Raw genomic sequence first — 17,711 nt, 5'->3', positions numbered from 1 at the left:
CAGCTTCCCTCATATCCTTTATATCTTTTACAGCGTCTTAATATATTCCGCAATCGCATCATGCCAGTCCGCAAACATAAAGTCCGTGGTCAGCTTGAACATCCTGTTTTCCAGTACGGAATAAGCCGGCCTGGGCGCGGCCGCGCCGTATTCCTCGGTGGTAATCGCCTTTACCTGCGTTGCCTTACCTGCCAGCCGGAATACCTCCTTTGCAAACTCAGCCCAGCTGCAGGAGCCTTCACAGGTTGCGTGGAAGGTTCCGTAATTTTCCGTAAAAAGCAGCGCATTAATGGCCTTGGTCAGCTCAGCCGCGCTGGTGGGGGAACCGAACTGATCCTCTACCACCGTTACCATATCATGATCTTCGGAAAGCCGGAGCATGGTCTTGGCAAAGTTCTTGCCATCGCCGTACAGCCAGGCCGTCCTCAAAATAAAATACCTGTCCGCAAAATCCTTCACAAAATTCTCGCCTGCCAGCTTAGTGGATCCGTAAGCGCCATGGGGATTGGTGGCATCCGTCTCCACATAGGGCTTTGTCGCTTTTCCGTCAAATACATAGTCCGTGGAAATATGCATCAGCTTTGCGCCGGTCTCCCTTGCCGCAATGGCCAGGTTCCTGGGGCCGATGGCATTGATTTTAAAAGCCTTGTCATATTCCGTTTCACAGGCATCCACGCCCGTATGGGCCGCGCAGTTGATGATTGCATAGGGCTTTACTTCCCTTGCCAGCTCCATTACCTTATCAATATTAGTAATGTCCAGTTCTCCCACATCCGTGTTCACAAAGCCGATATCTGCCGCATCTTTAAAAAAAAGGTTAACAGCCCGTCCCAGCTGTCCGTTGCATCCGGTTACAATTATTTTCTTCATCGAAAACCTCCAAATTCTCCGCGGACAGAAGCCGTTTTCCTGAAAGTACGGGAAAATCTGCCTGCGTGGTTACATTTTTTCTTATTATATCACCAAGGCCGCGATTTTACCACAGGGTTGTTTTCAGGAATGTTTTCAGTAAAATTTTCCGGTATGTTTTCAGGAAAGCATGGAACAGGCAGTCAGACGCGGCGGTTCCCCAATCCGGACGATTGAATTATCACGGCCAGGCCAGAATATATAACGCCGGAATGCCCCCATCAGAATCCGCTCTTTAATAAACGCCCGTAAATGCCAGGACAGGCGCCACCCGCGCGTCCGTGATCACAAGCTTAAGCCCCTTCGTTGGCGCCCCATGCAGCGGCACAATCCGCTTATATCCCACGGTCGTCCCTTTTTCGATCTGCTTCCAGCAGCCCTGTCCATCCAGGCAGTATACTTCAAACTGCTCCACGCGCTGGCTGAACCGGATCGCCTCCTGTACCACCAGATAATTAAGGCAGCGCTCCTCTGCCCAGGTAAACTCCACCTCCAGCTCACACAGGCCGTCCGGATTGCCGAACCAGGTTTCCTCACCCTTCTTAAGAAGAACGCTTCCGTCCTTCCCATCCCGGTCTTTCTCCGGCTTTACGGTAAGTACCGCTTCCTCCGCCAGATTCCTGCCAAAGGACTCCCGGATGAAATCCCCCAGCATAAACAGGCTCCTTCTGTCCTCCTCCCGGATCAGTCCGTCCGTATCCGGAGGGATGTTCAGCAGCAGCGTACAGTTACCGCCCACGGATTTTAAATAGATTTCCTTCAGGTTTTCAAAGGATCTCACCTTATCGTTTTCTTCCTCATGATAAAACCAACCGGGGCGGATGGATACATCCACCTCTGCAGGATACCAGATCAGATTCTTTTTATTCTTCAGGACAGCTCTGCTGCCCAGATCCATATCTGTGCTGACCAGCTTTTTCTGCCGGAATTCCTCGCTGTCCTCCTGCTGGCTTTCGGAGGCTACCTTCTCCGCATCCGCCAGCTCTGCGGCCACCACGCTCCATTCGCTGGGCCTTGTGTCCCCGGCCTCATTGCCGCACCATCTTACGTCCGGCCCGCAGCCGAAAATATTGGCTTCCGGCTGCAGCCGGCGCACCACCTCATAATAGCGTTCCCAGTCATACACCTGTTTTTTGCCGTTCTGCCCCTCTCCGCAGGCGCCGTCCAGCCAAACGGTAAATACTTCCCCGTAATTGGTAAGAAGCTCCGTAAGCTGGTTTACATAATAGTCATCATAGGGCTTACCCGTACCATAGGTTTCCTGGTTTCTGTCCCAGGGAGACAAATAAACGCCAAATTTCAGTCCCGCTTCCCGGCAGGCGTCGGAAAGCTCCCTTACGATGTCACCTTTTCCCCCTTTATAGGGAGAATTTTTAATGCTGTGCTCCGTATATGCACTGGGCCACAGGCAGAAGCCGTCATGATGCTTGCAGGTGAGAATCAGGCCCGTCATTCCTCCCCTGACCGCCGTTTCCACCCACTGCCCTGCATCCAGCTTCTCCGGATTGAAAATGGAGGGGGATTCCTCCCCGTTCCCCCATTCCCTTCCCGTAAAGGTATTGACCGTAAAATGAATGAAGCCGAAATATTCCAGCTCCTGATGTACAATCTGCCTCGGCGCGGGCGCCACGCGGGTAAGCCTCACATCCTCCCCATAACCGGGGTACAGCTCTTTCGTGTCCATCTTTTTTCCTCCTCCTTTTTCAAATCCATTCCGGCGGATAACAATACGGATAACAATTCAGAAAACGTTCCGATACCTGAACCGTTCTCCCGCACGTCATCCCTTCACCGCCCCCACCATAATTCCTTTGACAAAATACTTCTGCATAAAAGGATAAACCGCAAAGATCGGCAGCGAGGCCAGCACGGTAATCGTCATTCTCACCCCTTTGGGTGAAATGGTTTCCATGGCGTTCTCAATGCTGCTTAAATTGCTGGTATTTTTAATCTGGTCCGCCAGACGCTGTGATTCGTTGAGGTAATTATACAACAGATACTGCAGGGTTGTCAGCGAACTTTCGCCTCTCGTATAAATATGATTGTCAAACCAGGAATTCCAGTGTCCTACCGCCACAAATACCGCCACGGTCGCAATAATGGGCTTGGAAAGCGGCAGGATGATGCTCGTAAACACCCTGATGTAGCCCGCCCCGTCCAGCATGGCGGATTCCTCCAGGGATGCCGGCAAGGATTCCATATAGGTCTTAATTAGCACGATATTATATGCAGAAATCAGCATCGGCAGAATGTAAATCCAGAATGTATTCAGAAGCCCATAGGATTTCATGACGATAAAGGTGGAAATCAGGCCGCCGTTGATATACATCGTCATGACAAGGAAACGGTACATCACCTTCCTGCCCGGCATTTCCTCCTTTGTGAACATATATCCCAGAAAAGAGCAGACCAGCACGGCCGAAACCGTTCCCAGCACCGTACGCAGGACAGATATTCCCAGCGCGGGGAAAAAACCGTTCAGCTTGAATATATCTATGTAATTGGAAACGGAAAATCCCCTGGGAAGGAAAACAGGGCTGTTGATCCCTGCCTTTCTGGAATCACTGAAGGTATAAATCACGATATACCAGAAGGGATATACGCAGATAAAGGTGGTCAGCAGCATTAAAAAATAGTTAAATATCTGGAAAATAACTCTTGATTTTGACGGTTTTATTTTCATTTTTATACCTCCCGCATATCACAGGCTTGCCTGCGATACTGCATTAATAAGTAGTTTGAAAGGAACTTTCAAACTTGCCTCCTTTTGTCAGATCACCGTATTCCCGCGGATTTTCTTTGCGACCATGTTGGCCAGCACCACCAGGGTAATGCTGACAATGGATTTCAGGATACTGATGGCCACGCCGTAGGAATAATCCATATTTTCCAGACCGATGCGGTAGGTGTAGAGATCCAGCACCTCAATGTTATTGGCCGTCAGCGCATTTTTGAACAGCATATACTGTTCGTAACCCGTATTCAGGAAATTCCCTATCTGCAGGATAAAAAGCACCACATAGGTTTCCATCAACGCTGGCAGCGTCACATGCAGCGCACACTGTACATACCCGGCGCCGTCCACTCTTGCGGCCTCATACTGCTCCTGATCAATCCCCGCAATGGCCGCCAGATAAATGATGGAGCTCCAGCCCAGCGATTTCCAGATTCCCAGCGCTGTCTGGAACCAGTACACCGATTCCCCCGAGCTTAAAATGGAATTCACTTCACTGCCCGTAATCCGCGCTATCAGCGTTGTCACCACGCCGTCGGTGGCGAACAGGGAAAACGCCAGGGAAAAAATGATCACCCAGCTGATGAAATTGGGAAGCGTTGTAAAGGTCTGCACCACTCTCCGTACGGGGCCGCATTTAATCTCATTGAGCAGTATGGCAAAAAACATGGGAAGCGGCGTAAGCACAATTCCTATCACGGCAAAAATAAAGGTGTTTTTCAGCGTTCTCACCACATTGGCATCCTTGAAAATCAGCCGGAAAAAATCCAGCCCCACAAAATCACAGTCAAAAACGGATACCCCCGGTATGTAGTCAAATACGGAATAAATCCAGCCGAATATCGGCACATAGTTAAAAAGAAGCACAATTATCATAAAAGGCAGTGTCATAAAAAGCAGATTATACTTTTTCCGCCGCCCCGGTATCACTTTTTTTCCCATGGCAATTCTTCTCCTTTACCAGACTGCGGCAGACAGGAGCTCCTGTCCGCCGCAGAAAGTATTACTACGTAGCAGTTCATCCTTCGGCCAAACTGTTACTGCATGTTTTCAACTGCTTCCTTGGAGGTATTCCAGGCCTGCGTCCACCAGGCGATGGAATCCTCTGCTCCTGCTGCCTTCAGCTCCGCCATCAAAGCCTCCTTGGCCGCCTGGAACTCTTCGTCCGTTTTTGCCTGGACAAGTCCGGGAATTGCATTGATTGTGATCTGTTCACAATTGCTGTCGATCCGCCCGATATCGCTGGGAACGATTTCCATGCCGAACTGGATGGCGGAATTGCCTGCGCTCATATCCATGCTTTCACCGGCCTCCATCTTTTTCTTCAGCAGATCGGAGGGCAGCTCAATACCAAACTCCTTGCACATATCCTTTTCCGCCGCCGTCAGGTTTCTCACCATGATATCCGGCTTCTCCCACAGGCTGATTGCGCTTCCGTCCGAAGCAATATTGTTGGGATCAAAGCCCACCATATCGGAGAAGGTGGCGCCGATGCCGCTCTTGGTCCATTCCTCGGCCCGGGCCGTATTGGACTTCATGTCAATTGTATCCTCCGTCAGGGCCGGTTTTCCGTCCGCGCCGATTTCCCATCTGCCTTCCACACCGCTGTCCACAATCCTTGCGCATTCCTCGCTCTGCAGATAATCCAGAATCATGACAGCCCGTTCAATGTTCTTGCTGTGGGAGGATACCAGGAAGTATTTTCCCTGCCAGCCGGCGAAATTCCTTTCATTAGCCCATCCCATGTAGGCGGGAAGTATCACAAACTGCTTCATTGTCTCCGGATCCTCGGCTTTTGCATTTTTATTCCAGTTGCCGTAATGCCAGTTTACATATCCTCCCAGATACTGTCCCTTGGTGTATTTTTCCGTCAGGTCCTCTCCCTTGGTAATAAAGCAGTCAGGATCCAGCAGATCGGCCTTATACAGCTTGTTATAGAAGGAGATTCCTGCCCAGAAGGGCGTTGTCACACCATCCAGATTCACATCATAGATATCCGGAACCAGCTCGTTTGTTTTCATGTTCTTCACATACAGCCCGCTCTCCATATTGGAATAGCCCTGTGTCAGACATCCGATGAAAAAATAGGGGTGCAGATTGCTGTCGTTATAGGCGCTGAGGGCATAGACCGGAAGTCCGTCCTCTGTCTCCGGATAGATTTGCTTCATTTTCTTCAGCGCTTCCACATAATCATCATCATTTTTGATTTCCGGGCTGCCGATTTCCTTGTACAAATCCCAGCGCACCGCATAACCATAATTTAATGTGGCCCCAAAAGTGGACTGGGCGTTGTCAGAGGTCACGCGGGGCGTTACAAAGTACAGCTTATCCTCTCCGTTGCTTTTGAAGCTTTTTAAAACTTCATTGCGGAAGGAATAGGTATCGGAAAAAATATTTTTTGCCAGCGTATCCTGATACTGGGATAGATCCACCGCATGCTTTCCCTTCAGAATGGATTCGATATGTTCATCATTGATCTGCAGAATATCGCAGGTGGTGCCGCCTGACAGATCCAGGTTCAGACTTTCATTATCATAGGATTTTGTTTCCAGCGTCACATTGAATTTTTCTTCTATATAAGTAACAATTTCCGAGGGCCAGCCTTCGGAAGAGCTGGAATTTCCCACATTGATCCCGCCGATGGAAATATCCACATGCTCGGATATGTCGGCGGTCTCTCCCCCAACGCTGCCGGTATCCGAAGCTGCCGCCGTACCCGCCCCGGAATCCGTCTGCACGCTGCCGCCGTCCGACTGGCCGCAGCCATAAAGACAACCGGTCGTTAATGTCATGGCACAAAGCAGTGCCATCATTTTTTTCTTTTTCATAGTACATCCCCTTCCATCATAATAGTTTACTACTGTCATGCATAAGACGTCTTGTGCTACCCGCATATAAACAATAACAAATAAAGGGGATTTTTATATGTTCTATTTTATTTTTCAATTGTCGTATTTCATCCAGTTTATAATTATGCCTTTTTTTAATTGACTTATTTTATAATTTATGTATAAATCTTACAATTGTTTAACTGGGCTTCTCCGGAAAGCTGATGCGGCTGACCACCTCATTTTTTTCCCGGAAAAGGATAATGCTGCATTCTTCCCCATACAGATAACGGAGCCTTTTCACCACGTTGTACAGCCCCACATCCTCCCCGGAAGCCTCCTTCGTATTCCGCAGCTGTTCAGTTACCTGAGCCAGACGCTCTTCCTCCGCATATTCCGCCGTATTGCGCACCTCGATGACAAAGCCCGCTTCCGTTTTGTCAATGGCGACACGGATTTTCATGTCCTCCGCTTTGTTTCTGCAGTGCACAAAACAGTTCTCTATGACAGGCTGCAGCACAAACCGGGGAAAGCTTTCCTCCTTCAGATCCTCCCTGCATTCCATTTTGTACTCCAGGCTGCCGGAATAGCGCAGCATCATCATCCCGATATAGTTGTCAATAAATTCCAGCTCGTCCCTGATTTTCCACGTCAGGCTGGGATTACGGAACACGGGAGTGATAATTCTTGTAAGCATGACAATGGAATCCGCCACCTTTATATTATTCGTCATCATGGCCATCCAGCGGATGGAATTGAGTGAATTATACAGAAAATGCGGATTGATCTGGTACTGCAGCGCCTTCAGCTCCTCCGCCGCCTTATCCTTCTCCGCCTGCTGCAGGTCTGCAATATACATTTTCAGCTTCCGCACCGTTTCACAAAATTCCCGGTTGAGATTGTCCAGCTCACAAAGGCCTGTGCGCTCAGGAAGCGTAATATCCAGCTGTTCCTTTCCCACCTTTTCCATATTATCCATCAGGTTCTGGATAGGCGATGTATATCTTCTGCTCCATATCACCGCAATAAATATCACGCACACCGCGGCGGTCAGTATGATGACCAGGGAAAAATTCCGGAAGGTGCGGATCTCCTTCTGATAATTTTTCACCGGGATCATATTCACCATGGTCCAGTTATTGTAGGATAACGGATACACCACGATCCGGCAGTCCTTTTCCGGTTCAAATTCCTGATATAGAAGGCCTTCCTTCGTACTGGAAATCACCCGGTTGTTTTCATCCAGAAGCACTGCCTGGCTGCCGTTGTATACTACAGATTCGTAGCATCTGCGGATACGCTCCTCCGAAATGCTCAGGATGATGAAGCTGTCCTCCTCCGCCCGGCCGGAACGGCCGATAGACCGGATTCCCAGCACGGCAGGCTCCTCCACTGCCTTACTTAGAACCTCATCCTCTCCCAGCACATCACCCGGCACCCATTGAAAAGCCGGATAGATCTTTGTACTTTCCTCCAGCACTGCCCTCAGTTCCTCTGAAACCTGCGTGATTCCGGTGCGGTTTTTGGACACGCTGGCAATTACCGTTTCACCGTCCCCATTCATCTGGGCCGCTGCGCTCAGATTCGGGTTGATGGCAAGGATCTCCTCGAAACGAAGAATCATTTTTCTTGTCAGCGCGGTCCGCTGGGAATCTCCCTCAAACTCACGGTTCCCAAAAGTCCAGGCCATCATATCCATGTCATAACGGTTGGCGTCCCTGATTCCCAGCTTTATGATCTGCTCCAGGTTTTCCTCCGCCTGCCGGAAATTCATCTGCGCTATTTTTTCATCATTCCGTTTCAGCTGCGCGGAAAAAAATAAATAGGTCACCAGATACAGCACCGCCACAACAAGGCTGATGGCTCCGATGATCGTGATCACAAGCTTAACTTTCCAGTTCAGTCTTTTCATGGGCAGCCCCCTTTTTCGTCCGGAAATTCTGCTGTCTCCATTTCACCGGGGATATCCCCATCTTTTTCTTGAAAAACCGGGTAAAATACTCCTGATTGCGGAAACCGTGGCGCTGTGCGATGCAGGCGATCTTATCCTTTGAGATGCGAAGCTCCGCCAGCACCTTTTCCAGACGGATATCATTCAGGTATTCCACAAAGCTTTTTCCGGTATTTTTCTTAAACAGGGCGGAAAAGTAGCTGGGGCTGATACACAGATAATCGGATATCTCGTGAAGCGTTATCTGTTCCCGATACCTTTCCTGCATAAAACGGACAGCTTTTTCCATCAGGGGATCCTCCTCCCTGGCTTGCGTTTCCTGATACAGCAGCTCCCGGTAAGCCTCCCAGACGCTCCGGTCCTTCTTAAGCGCCGCTTTTTTCCTCAGGAATTTAACGCCGAGAAAATTATCCACGGCATCATCCAGCCGGGCAAGTCCCTCCTCCAGCTTCTCCTCCTCCCCCGGCCACAGCACGGCCACCTCTGTCCGGCTCGTCTGCGCACAGACGGCACCCGGCAGCCACTGCTCCAGAAGCTGACGCACCAGCTTCATTCCCAGCGCGTTAATCTTCCCACTGTCTTCCCTGCGAAGCGAAAGGAGCACCATAAAACGCAGGCTTTCCAGCGGAACCGCCCAATCCGCCATCCAGCGCACCGTTTCCTCCGGCTTTTCGGCGCTGCACAGATAGCTGCAAAGACGCGCCTCCTTTTTCCCTTCTTCCTCCGGCTCCGGTTCCGCCTGCTGCCTCCGGATATTTTCCAGATACTGTTTTGTCCTCTTCAGCACGTCGCCGATTTCCTCAAAGGTCATGCTGGCCTTGAGGATATACCCGATAATGCAGTAGCCCATCATTTTCCGAAGCGTCTCAAAATCATCCAGGCAGGAAATGATCACAATAGCGCAGCTGCCGTCAATATCCCTGACCCTGCGGATCAGCTCATAGCCGTCCATGCCTCCCATTTTAATGTCGGTGATAAGAACATCCGGCTTCAGCCTGCGGAAAAGCTCCAGCGCCGTAATCCCATTGTCCGCCTCCCCCACCACTTCCATTTCATAATCGGCCCACCTGATAGAATTTTTCAGGCCCAGCCTTACAAGCAGTTCATCCTCCGCAAATAATACCCTATACATTTTTCCTCTTTTCTTTGTACAAAATTGCTATCATCCCTTTATTATTTTACCCATCCTTGTAAAGTATATCAAAAATGGAAATCCTTGAAAAGGCACATTTCCGTACGAAAAATACAGGCCAGTCAATTCCTTAATTTTCATTAAAGCATAGTGACAAGCCCTCCCTTTTTGACTATAATGGCAATTAAGGCTTATAAGTTTACACCGGTCCTCTTCTACAGAGGGCCGGGCAGAAAACGGCGCCTTCACACAGGGCGCCGTTCTTTACCTGAGAAAAATCGTGAGGAAAGTGAGGATTTACAATGAAAAAACTGAGCGTATTACTCCTGGCAGGCCTTTCCTGCGCCGCGCTCCTTTTTGGCTGCGGGAAGAAGGAAGAATCGCCTGCGGAAGAAACGACTTCAGCCGCGGTACAGGAAACACCGGAAAGCGTTCCTGTGGAAACAGAAAGCGAAACGGCAACGCAAGAAGCCAATGAGGAAGTTCCTCCCGAAGAAGGAATGGTGAGAAGCACGCTGACAAATGAATGGATTTCAGGAGACATCGCAGACCAGCGGCCCATTGCAGTGATGGTTCCCAATGATTCTTCAGCGCTGCCCCATTACAGCCTTTCCAGAGCGGACATCCTGTACGAATGCCCCGTAGAAGCCAGGATCACCCGTCTTATGGCTGTTTTCAAGGACTGGGACCGGGACGACATGGATCGGATCGGCAATGTAAGAAGCTGCCGTGATTATTTTGTATATTGGTCTTTTGAATGGGATGCCGTTTATTTTCATTTTGGCGGTCCTTTTTATATCGCGCCTGTCATTGAGCAGAAGAGCACCAACAATGTTACCGGCGCCAATTACGGCGGCACAGGGAAAAAGGGCGTATACGGCAATGCCTATTATCGTACCTCCGACAGGAAGGCTCCCCAGAATGCTTATCTGAGCGCCAAAGGGGCAAATGAGGCCATGGACAAGCTGGGAATCTCCAAAACCTACCGGGGAGATTATTACAAGCCGGATCACTTTAAGTTTGCTCCCGAATCCAGACCCAACACCCTGGAGCAATACCAGAATTCATTTTCTGCAAGCAAGATTGATATGGCAAAGACCTACACCGTTTCCAAAACTTCTTTCGAATACAATGCGGATGACGGGCTTTACTACCGCTTCGAATACGGCAAGCCCCATGTGGATGCCAGATTCGATAACAAGCAGCTGGCTTTCAAAAACGTCTTGATCCAGTTCGCTTATCAGGAAGTAAGGGATGACAACGGTTATCTTTCCTTTCAGGTACATGATACCAAACGGGACGGCTATTATTTCACAAATGGCAGAGGCATCCATGTCAACTGGAAAAAGACGGCAGATTACGAACCTACAAAGTTCTATGATGACAACGGCAACGAAATTGAGCTGAACACCGGAAAGACCATGATTTGTATTGTAAAAGACGGAGATACCTTCGGCTACGACGAATAAAACCGTCCTGCCATGCAGCAAAGGCAGCGGCTGACCCGCTCTGCGGTTCCGCCTTACTCCAATAAAAAGTGCCGCTTCAGAAATTTCTGAAGCGGCATTCTTTTTTATCTTACCGCGCCTGCAGGCGCGTTCTGTATCAAAAGCCGGACTCTGTACTTATATTGCAAGTATTTCTCAGCTTATACCTAGCAGCGGATTAGTGGAATTCTCCGGCATCATATGCCGCTTTCTTCTCATCCAGGATTTCCTGATAGCCTGCATCCAGATACTTCTGGCTCATCTGCTCATACATAGATTCGAAATCTTCCTCTGTGGCCGCCTTGGTAACAATCTGTACATAGGATTCCTTCCACAGCTCAGCAAGGTCGGAGGAGTACTCAGCCAGTGTTTCAATCGGTACTGTGAAGCAGGTATCCGGCGTACGGTATTCATCATATTTGTCATTGTAGGAAAGGATATTTTCGATGAGGTATTCATAGCCTACGGGAGCATTTACGTAGATGATGGATTTTCTCCATTCTTCTTCGGTTGCATACTGCTTGTTGGCATTTACCATGCACCAGTAGTCGCCGTTGTCGTTATTGGACAGCTTCTCTTCTCCTGTGTAGCCGGTAGGAACCTTAACGCCTTCTTCATTTACTTCGTAGTTCTTGCCTTCAAAGCCGTTCTGCAAGGTATCGATTACGTCTTCCTGGCTCATCCATTCGATATACATCCAGGCTGCAATTCTTTCTTCGTCGGTAGCGTCCGCATTAATACCATAAATCATGCCGAAAGGCCAGTATTTACGTCCCTGGGGCTTGTCGCCTGCGGGTACTTCTGCAGCAGGGTCAAGAATCACGATTTCAGCATCCGGGTTCTGCTCAAGCAGCGGATCGATTACGTTTTCCTGGGTTCCTGCATTGATGTAGCATGGATAGGTTGCTGCCTTGCCTGCAACAAAGTTGGATTTGGACTGGTTTCCGTCGGTATCCAGATAGAAGTCCGGGTCAACCAGACCGTTCTGGTACTGATAATTCAGGTTTTTCAGATAAGCCTTGGTAGGCTCCCAGGTAAAGGAAGCAACTGCCAGGTCGGAGTTAAGAGCTCTGCCTTCTTCGTCATACGGCCAGCCTCTGAAGTTGTAGTCAAAGTTGAAGGATTTTGCAAGCAGCGGGGCGGATGCATAGCCATAGCCGGCTTCCTTGAATTTCATCAGCATGTCGTTGTATTCGTCAAGGTTGGTGGGCATATCGATTCCCAGCGCGTCCATCCAGTCCTTACGTACCAGAGTACCCCAGTTGGAGGATACCAGCTCTGTCCTGTTGCCCATAACTACCATCAGCTTGCCGTCGATTACGCCGTAATCCTGGATGGTTTCTCCCATGGTTCCCCAGAAGGTGGGAGCGTAATAAGCGATTTCATCCGCGTTCAGTTCCTGGTATGCGCCCTGGGAATAGTACGCCAGGATATTGGGATAATCATAGTGGAAAATAAAAGTGGGAGCGCTTCCTGCGGACAGAAGCTGTGTAAAGTCCTGTACCTCGGTGGAGCGGCCGATGGAAACAAATTCTACGTTTACATTATATTTGTCGCCGAAATTTTCCTGAATCCATTTGGTCCAGTAGTTGTCCGTGGGATTCCAGCCTTCCCAGCCTCTTTCATATACGGGAACCTGGAGTGTTACTGTCTCCGGGAATCCGGCGGAATAATCCGTAAATTCTCCGGCGGCTGCCGTATCGCCTGCCTCTGTGGACTCCGCTGCCGCTTCCGTGGATGCTTCAGCCTTGGTTTCAGAGGGCTGTGACGGTGTTGAAGCGGTCTCATTAGAGCTGCCGCATCCTGCAAGGGTGCCGATTGCCATTGCGGAAATCAGACCAGCAGTAACGATTTTCTGTAAAGCTTTTTTCATTTTACTACCTCCTAAATTGTTTTACATTCATCCGCTTTCGCGGGAACTGCCATAGTTAATGGGTGCATTATCCCTTTACCGCGCCGATCATGGTGCCCTGTACGAAATACTTCTGTACAAAAGGATAGACACAGATAATAGGAATTGTTGCAAATACGATACAGGCCGCCTTCAGGATTTCCGGATCCGTTATGGTGGACATATTCACATCATTGACGGAGCCCTGGATACTTTCCGTAGCGGCCACAATCAGATAGTACAGCTTCAGCTGCAGGGGCCTTAAGGACACATTCTGTTTGATATAAAACATCGCGTCACTGTATGTATTCCAGCGCCCTACCGCATAGAACAGGGTCAGGGTTGCCAGAATCGGTTTGGACAGCGGGATAATAATCTTCCCGAGAATCGTATAATGATTCGCGCCGTCGATAACCGCCGATTCCACCAGGCTGTCCGGGATGCTGGATTCCAGCGAGTTCTTCATAATGACCAGGTTATAGGCGCTGAAGGCCAGCGGCAGAACCAGCGCAGACATTTTCTCCAGCATTCCCAGCTTGTTAATCAGTATGTAGTCAGGAATCATCCCACCTGCAAAATACATGGTAAAGATGAAGAAAAAGTTGATGACTCTTCTGCCCCGCAGCTCCTTTCTGGAAAGAGGATACGCGGCGCACAGGGTGATTACCATACCTAACAGGGTGAAAAGGACCGTCATGATAACCGTTACAAAAAAGGATACGATAAAGGAATTATCATGAAAAACCTTAATGTATGCTTCCGTGGTAAAACCTCTTGGAAGCAGGAAAACCTTTTTGGCAATTACATAGCTCTCCGAGCTGAGAGATTTGGCAATGACATGGATATACGGAAGCACGCAGCTGAGGCTGACAACCGCCACAAATGTATAGATAAGAATATTGGCAATCAGGGTGCAGACCCTTGATTTATTCCATACTTTTTTTCTTTTTACTTTTAACTGTTCCGCCATTTTTTCAACTCCTCCTTATACCAGGCCGTTCTCGCCCATTCGTTTCGCAATGAAATCCGAGGCAAGAACCAGCAGCAGTCCGATTACCGACTGGAACAGCCCTAAAGCTGTAGACTGACTGAACTTCATATCCTGGATACCCCATTGATATACCAGTACCGGAATGGTTGTGGTATATTCCGTAGCCGCGTAATTCATCAGCGCCATGATACGTTCAAAGGAACCTCCCATAATCTTGCCCAGCTGCATAATCAGAAGGACAACAATGGTACTCCGAATACAGGGAAGCGTTACATGCAGCATCTGCTGCCATCTGTTTGCCCCGTCCACCCTGGCCGCTTCGTACAGCTCCGGATTTACTGAGGTGATGGAGGCCAGATAAATGATGGTCCCCCATCCCATGGACTGCCACGCCCCTACTATAATGTAAGTGACAAGCCAGCTTGCGTTTTCCTGGAGGAAGTTGACCGGCGTGCCTCCCAGGCTCTGAATCAGCGCGTTTACCACACCTGTATTTACGGAAAGGAGCTGGTAAGCAAGGCCGCCGATGATAACCCATGAAAGGAAGTGAGGCAAATATAATAATGTCTGCGTAACCTTTTTAAATTTCAGGCTCCTGATTTCATTCAGCAGCAAGGCCAGGATAATCGGCATCGGGAAGCTTACCACCAAATCCAGTACATTTAACAGAAGCGTGTTCCTCAGTGACTTTAAGAAGTTTCTGTGATGGAACACCTTGGAGAATATCTCCAGCCCGGCCCATTCACCTCCGAAAAAGCCATCCTTTATTTTCCAGTCCTTAAAAGCGATTTGCAGCCATCCCATAGGAACATATTTGAAAATGATACAAAACGCAAGCGGTATTAACAGTAATGAATATAGCTGCCAGTCCCGTTTAAAACAGGATGCAAAGCTTCGCTGTTTCTTCCTGGCATTTTTCACTGTCATCTTATTATCAGTTGCCACTGCTTTCTTTACAGCACTCATAATAATTTCCCTTCCTTCCCTTCCGCAACGACATTTCGTCTGCCGTTTTCTTGCCCTCAGTATATCCGTCATACAAAATTTTGTAAATTATCATTTTTGATAGCCGGAATCAATTTTGAGTGTTAAAAAAAAGCCTGAAAATATGGGCTTTTCCAGAGTTTATACTTTTTTAATTTTCTTTTTATAATTACCCTGCTTTCATTTTCAGCCTGATTTATGCCCAATTTTGTGTCATTTTTAAAAGTCAAAATCAAAAACCATACAGCATTTTGTATATTAAGCAATTAAAAAAGCCATATTCCACCATCATTTTGATGAAATATGGCCTTTATCAATAAAATTCCATCTACTTTTTGTCCAAGCTTCTTACCGCATTCGGGGTTGTGCCCTCGTATTTTTTGAAAAACCGGTTCAGGCTCTGTACATTGTGGTAGCCCACCTGCTCCGCTACCTCGTGGGTTTTCAGCTCCGTTGTCTGGAGCAGCCTTTTTGCTTCCTTGATTCTCAGGCGGTTCACATAATCCACAATACTGATATCCCCATCCTCCTTCATCACGCGGCGCATATAGGAATAGCTGATGCCCATATTGGCGGCGGCCTCCTCAAAATCAATATCTTCCTTATAATGCCCGTCCAGATAGGAGGTGATCCGGTCATACAGCTTCATATTCTCCTTCTGTTCATCGCTTTGCTCCAGATAGGTCAGTATGGTCTGAATAAATTCCTTCAGAAAGGCTTCTATCTCCTCTATGGTATCCTTTTCCGCAATTGCCGTATAAGCCTTTCTCCCATTACCCAGAAAACGGGATATCTTCACCTTTTCTTCCACAAGCGCCTTGATAATCGCCCCAATCAGCTGCTGGTAAATAAGCACCACATTATCATAGGAAATATCCTCTATGGCCACTATCTGCTCCCTGATGTGCTCCAGCTCCTGATCAATGGCATCCATTTTCTTCAGTCGCAGGTAATTGATGATTTTATTCTCACTGTCATAGGGATAATAGTATCTCTGGCTCTCATTTATCCGGTCATTCCAGAAGATGATCTGATCCTTACCCGCTATAATCCTGTGCTTCATCGCCGCCGTGGCCTCCGCCAGGCATTCATTCAGATCATCAATATCCGCATGCACAGAGCTGACGCCGATAGTCATCGTATAATCCAGAATCTTTTTCAGTTCCTCCTTAAAAATTCCCATGCGTCCGGTTATAAAGGACGCCACTTTACGCTGATCATAGGTTTTGATGTTCAGGACCACCGCACAGGTGGTGGAACGGAAGCGCATGGCCCTGGCCGCATATCCCTCCTGGTTCAGTTTCTTACTGAAAAGATCCTCTATTTGCAGGAAATAATACATACGCTCGTCAGAATTATATTTGCGCAGCAGATCGCTTCCCCCGTCCACGCTTGCCAGAAGCACCATGAAATGCTCATAAGGGAACAGCTTCTCCAGGTTTTCCTTTTTCTCGCTGGATTCCAGCGTCCCGGTAAGCATTTCACGCAAGTGAAGCCTTTGGGCGTCCGAGTTCCTTTTTTCCAGAATATCGTGGATCTGGCTTTCTTCGAACTTCATCTTTTCAAATACATCGTTCAGATAATATATTTCATTTCTCGGCGCTTCTTTATCCATCATTTTACCGGCCATTTTCTTCGTCATGTTTTCCTTTACACTGTTGAAAAGCATACGGAAGGGCTTAAATATCCGGTAGGATATAAGCAGCACCAGAATCGTTTCCACTGCCACGGCAAGGATAATCATCAGCACGGCGCTGTAGGAAATTTCCTTGGCCTGCCTCATTACCTCCTCCTGATTGTAGGTTGCCACATAGGTCCAGTTGTTGAAGCTTGACCTTTTAAAAGCGCATAAATAGCGTCCGTCCGCCTCTTCATAGCCGAAATACCCCTTTTCCAGCTTCATAGCTGAAATTCGTTCCATGATTTTACGTTCCTCATCTCCGGATGAAAACAACGCCTTATCAGGATGGCAGATCACATTATTATTTTCATCCAGGATATAGCAGATCCCCTGGGCCTGCCTGGATGGATTCAGGAAATCGCTGAGCTTCGACAAATAAATATTACAGACAATCGTGCCTCCTTTGGCTGAAATCAGCGGGTTAATGGAATATACATAAGAGAGCACAGCAACCTGGTTCCGGTTGCTTTTTCCTTCCTCAGTCTCCTGAGTGGTGTACAGATTCCTCGCCACCCATTTTCCAGAAAGTCCTGGCTTCTCACTGGTCTCCTCCTCAAGCCAGTCCTGAGGGGAATAGTTATCCGCCCGGCAGATCCCTTTATCTGTGGAGATTACATAATCGCTGTCCTCGCTGATATAAAAGCAGGACTGCACCATTTTTTCCGTACCGAACAGCCTGTTCAGATAGGACTGCGCTTCCCAGGCTGTTTTCACCATTCCGAAATCAGAATTCAGGATCTGATAGGAATTGATTCCCCCCAAATTCCTGTACGAGGCGCTGTTGGCAAACTGTATTACATTCCTGGAAAAGCTGTTCAGAACCATTTCTGTCGCCTTGCTGAGCGATTCCAGGTTATCCACCTTGGATACCGCAATACTTTCCTCCGAGTATTTGGATACACGATCCATGGCATAATAGGAAAACAAAGAAGTGGGAATGATCAGGACACAAAAAATCATTATGAAAATCTGCCAGAACAAAGAAAAACGTTTCATACCTTCCCCCCTGCAGTACGATGCCTATTCATTACCGGCCTTTTTGTTAAAACAAAAACTGCTGTTACCATTTTAACATATGCACAGTCTTCGAACAACCGCCAACATTGACAGTCCTGACAGCGTA

12 protein-coding genes are annotated in these 17,711 nt (G+C 48.3%); 1 reads left to right on the top strand and 11 read right to left on the bottom strand.

Annotated elements, in window-relative coordinates; genetic code table 11:
• Positions 1-27: 27 nt before the first annotated feature.
• From rfbD to FYJ45_RS05210, 7 genes are all read right to left on the bottom strand, one after another.
• Entirely contained in the window at positions 28-870 is an 843-nt protein-coding gene (rfbD, locus tag FYJ45_RS05240) for a dTDP-4-dehydrorhamnose reductase (protein WP_154463755.1), read from the bottom strand.
• Between the two features lie 274 nt (positions 871-1,144).
• Complete coding sequence (locus tag FYJ45_RS05235; RefSeq protein WP_154463754.1) at positions 1,145-2,593, bottom strand: alpha-L-fucosidase; 1,449 nt, start codon at positions 2,591-2,593, stop codon at positions 1,145-1,147.
• A gap of 96 nt (positions 2,594-2,689) precedes the next feature.
• The gene (locus FYJ45_RS05230) at positions 2,690-3,592 is read right to left on the bottom strand and encodes a carbohydrate ABC transporter permease (RefSeq protein WP_154463753.1); all 903 of its coding nucleotides are present in this window, start codon (positions 3,590-3,592) and stop codon (positions 2,690-2,692) included.
• A gap of 87 nt (positions 3,593-3,679) precedes the next feature.
• Positions 3,680-4,585 carry an ABC transporter permease subunit gene (locus tag FYJ45_RS05225; RefSeq protein ID WP_154463752.1) on the bottom strand — a complete coding sequence of 302 codons (906 nt, stop codon included), beginning with the start codon at positions 4,583-4,585 and terminating at the stop codon, positions 3,680-3,682.
• A 95-nt stretch (positions 4,586-4,680) separates the two neighbouring features.
• Positions 4,681-6,471 carry a type 2 periplasmic-binding domain-containing protein gene (locus FYJ45_RS05220; RefSeq protein ID WP_154463751.1) on the bottom strand — a complete coding sequence of 597 codons (1,791 nt, stop codon included), beginning with the start codon at positions 6,469-6,471 and terminating at the stop codon, positions 4,681-4,683.
• A 199-nt stretch (positions 6,472-6,670) separates the two neighbouring features.
• Positions 6,671-8,383 carry a cache domain-containing sensor histidine kinase gene (locus FYJ45_RS05215; protein WP_154463750.1) on the bottom strand — a complete coding sequence of 571 codons (1,713 nt, stop codon included), beginning with the start codon at positions 8,381-8,383 and terminating at the stop codon, positions 6,671-6,673.
• Positions 8,358-9,554 (bottom strand): helix-turn-helix domain-containing protein, encoded by a 1,197-nt coding sequence (locus tag FYJ45_RS05210; RefSeq protein WP_154463749.1) that lies wholly within the window; start codon positions 9,552-9,554, stop codon positions 8,358-8,360. Before FYJ45_RS05210 ends, FYJ45_RS05215 begins: the two co-directional genes overlap by 26 nt.
• Positions 9,555-9,856: 302 nt before the next feature.
• Here FYJ45_RS05210 and FYJ45_RS05205 point away from each other — a divergent pair, with 302 nt between their 5' ends.
• Positions 9,857-11,023: a DUF3048 domain-containing protein gene (locus FYJ45_RS05205; protein WP_154463748.1), complete on the top strand. Its 1,167-nt coding sequence runs from the start codon at positions 9,857-9,859 to the stop codon at positions 11,021-11,023.
• Positions 11,024-11,219: 196 nt separating this feature from the next.
• Here FYJ45_RS05205 and FYJ45_RS05200 read toward each other — a convergent pair whose 3' ends face one another.
• From FYJ45_RS05200 to FYJ45_RS05185, 4 genes are all read right to left on the bottom strand, one after another.
• Positions 11,220-12,914 carry an extracellular solute-binding protein gene (locus FYJ45_RS05200; RefSeq protein ID WP_154463747.1) on the bottom strand — a complete coding sequence of 565 codons (1,695 nt, stop codon included), beginning with the start codon at positions 12,912-12,914 and terminating at the stop codon, positions 11,220-11,222.
• A 67-nt stretch (positions 12,915-12,981) separates the two neighbouring features.
• Complete coding sequence (locus tag FYJ45_RS05195) at positions 12,982-13,902, bottom strand: carbohydrate ABC transporter permease (RefSeq protein ID WP_154463746.1); 921 nt, start codon at positions 13,900-13,902, stop codon at positions 12,982-12,984.
• A 15-nt stretch (positions 13,903-13,917) separates the two neighbouring features.
• A complete protein-coding gene (locus FYJ45_RS05190; RefSeq protein ID WP_154463745.1) occupies positions 13,918-14,889 on the bottom strand; it encodes an ABC transporter permease in 972 nt (323 codons plus the stop codon).
• A gap of 346 nt (positions 14,890-15,235) precedes the next feature.
• Complete coding sequence (locus FYJ45_RS05185) at positions 15,236-17,584, bottom strand: AraC family transcriptional regulator (RefSeq protein ID WP_154463744.1); 2,349 nt, start codon at positions 17,582-17,584, stop codon at positions 15,236-15,238.
• Between the last annotated feature and the right edge of the window lie 127 nt (positions 17,585-17,711).

Origin of the sequence: Eisenbergiella porci (assembly GCF_009696275.1) — a bacterium.
GTDB classification, from domain to species: domain Bacteria; phylum Bacillota; class Clostridia; order Lachnospirales; family Lachnospiraceae; genus Eisenbergiella; species Eisenbergiella porci.
Note: the sequence above shows the minus strand (reverse complement) of the source record. Positions and strands in the feature narration are given on the sequence as shown.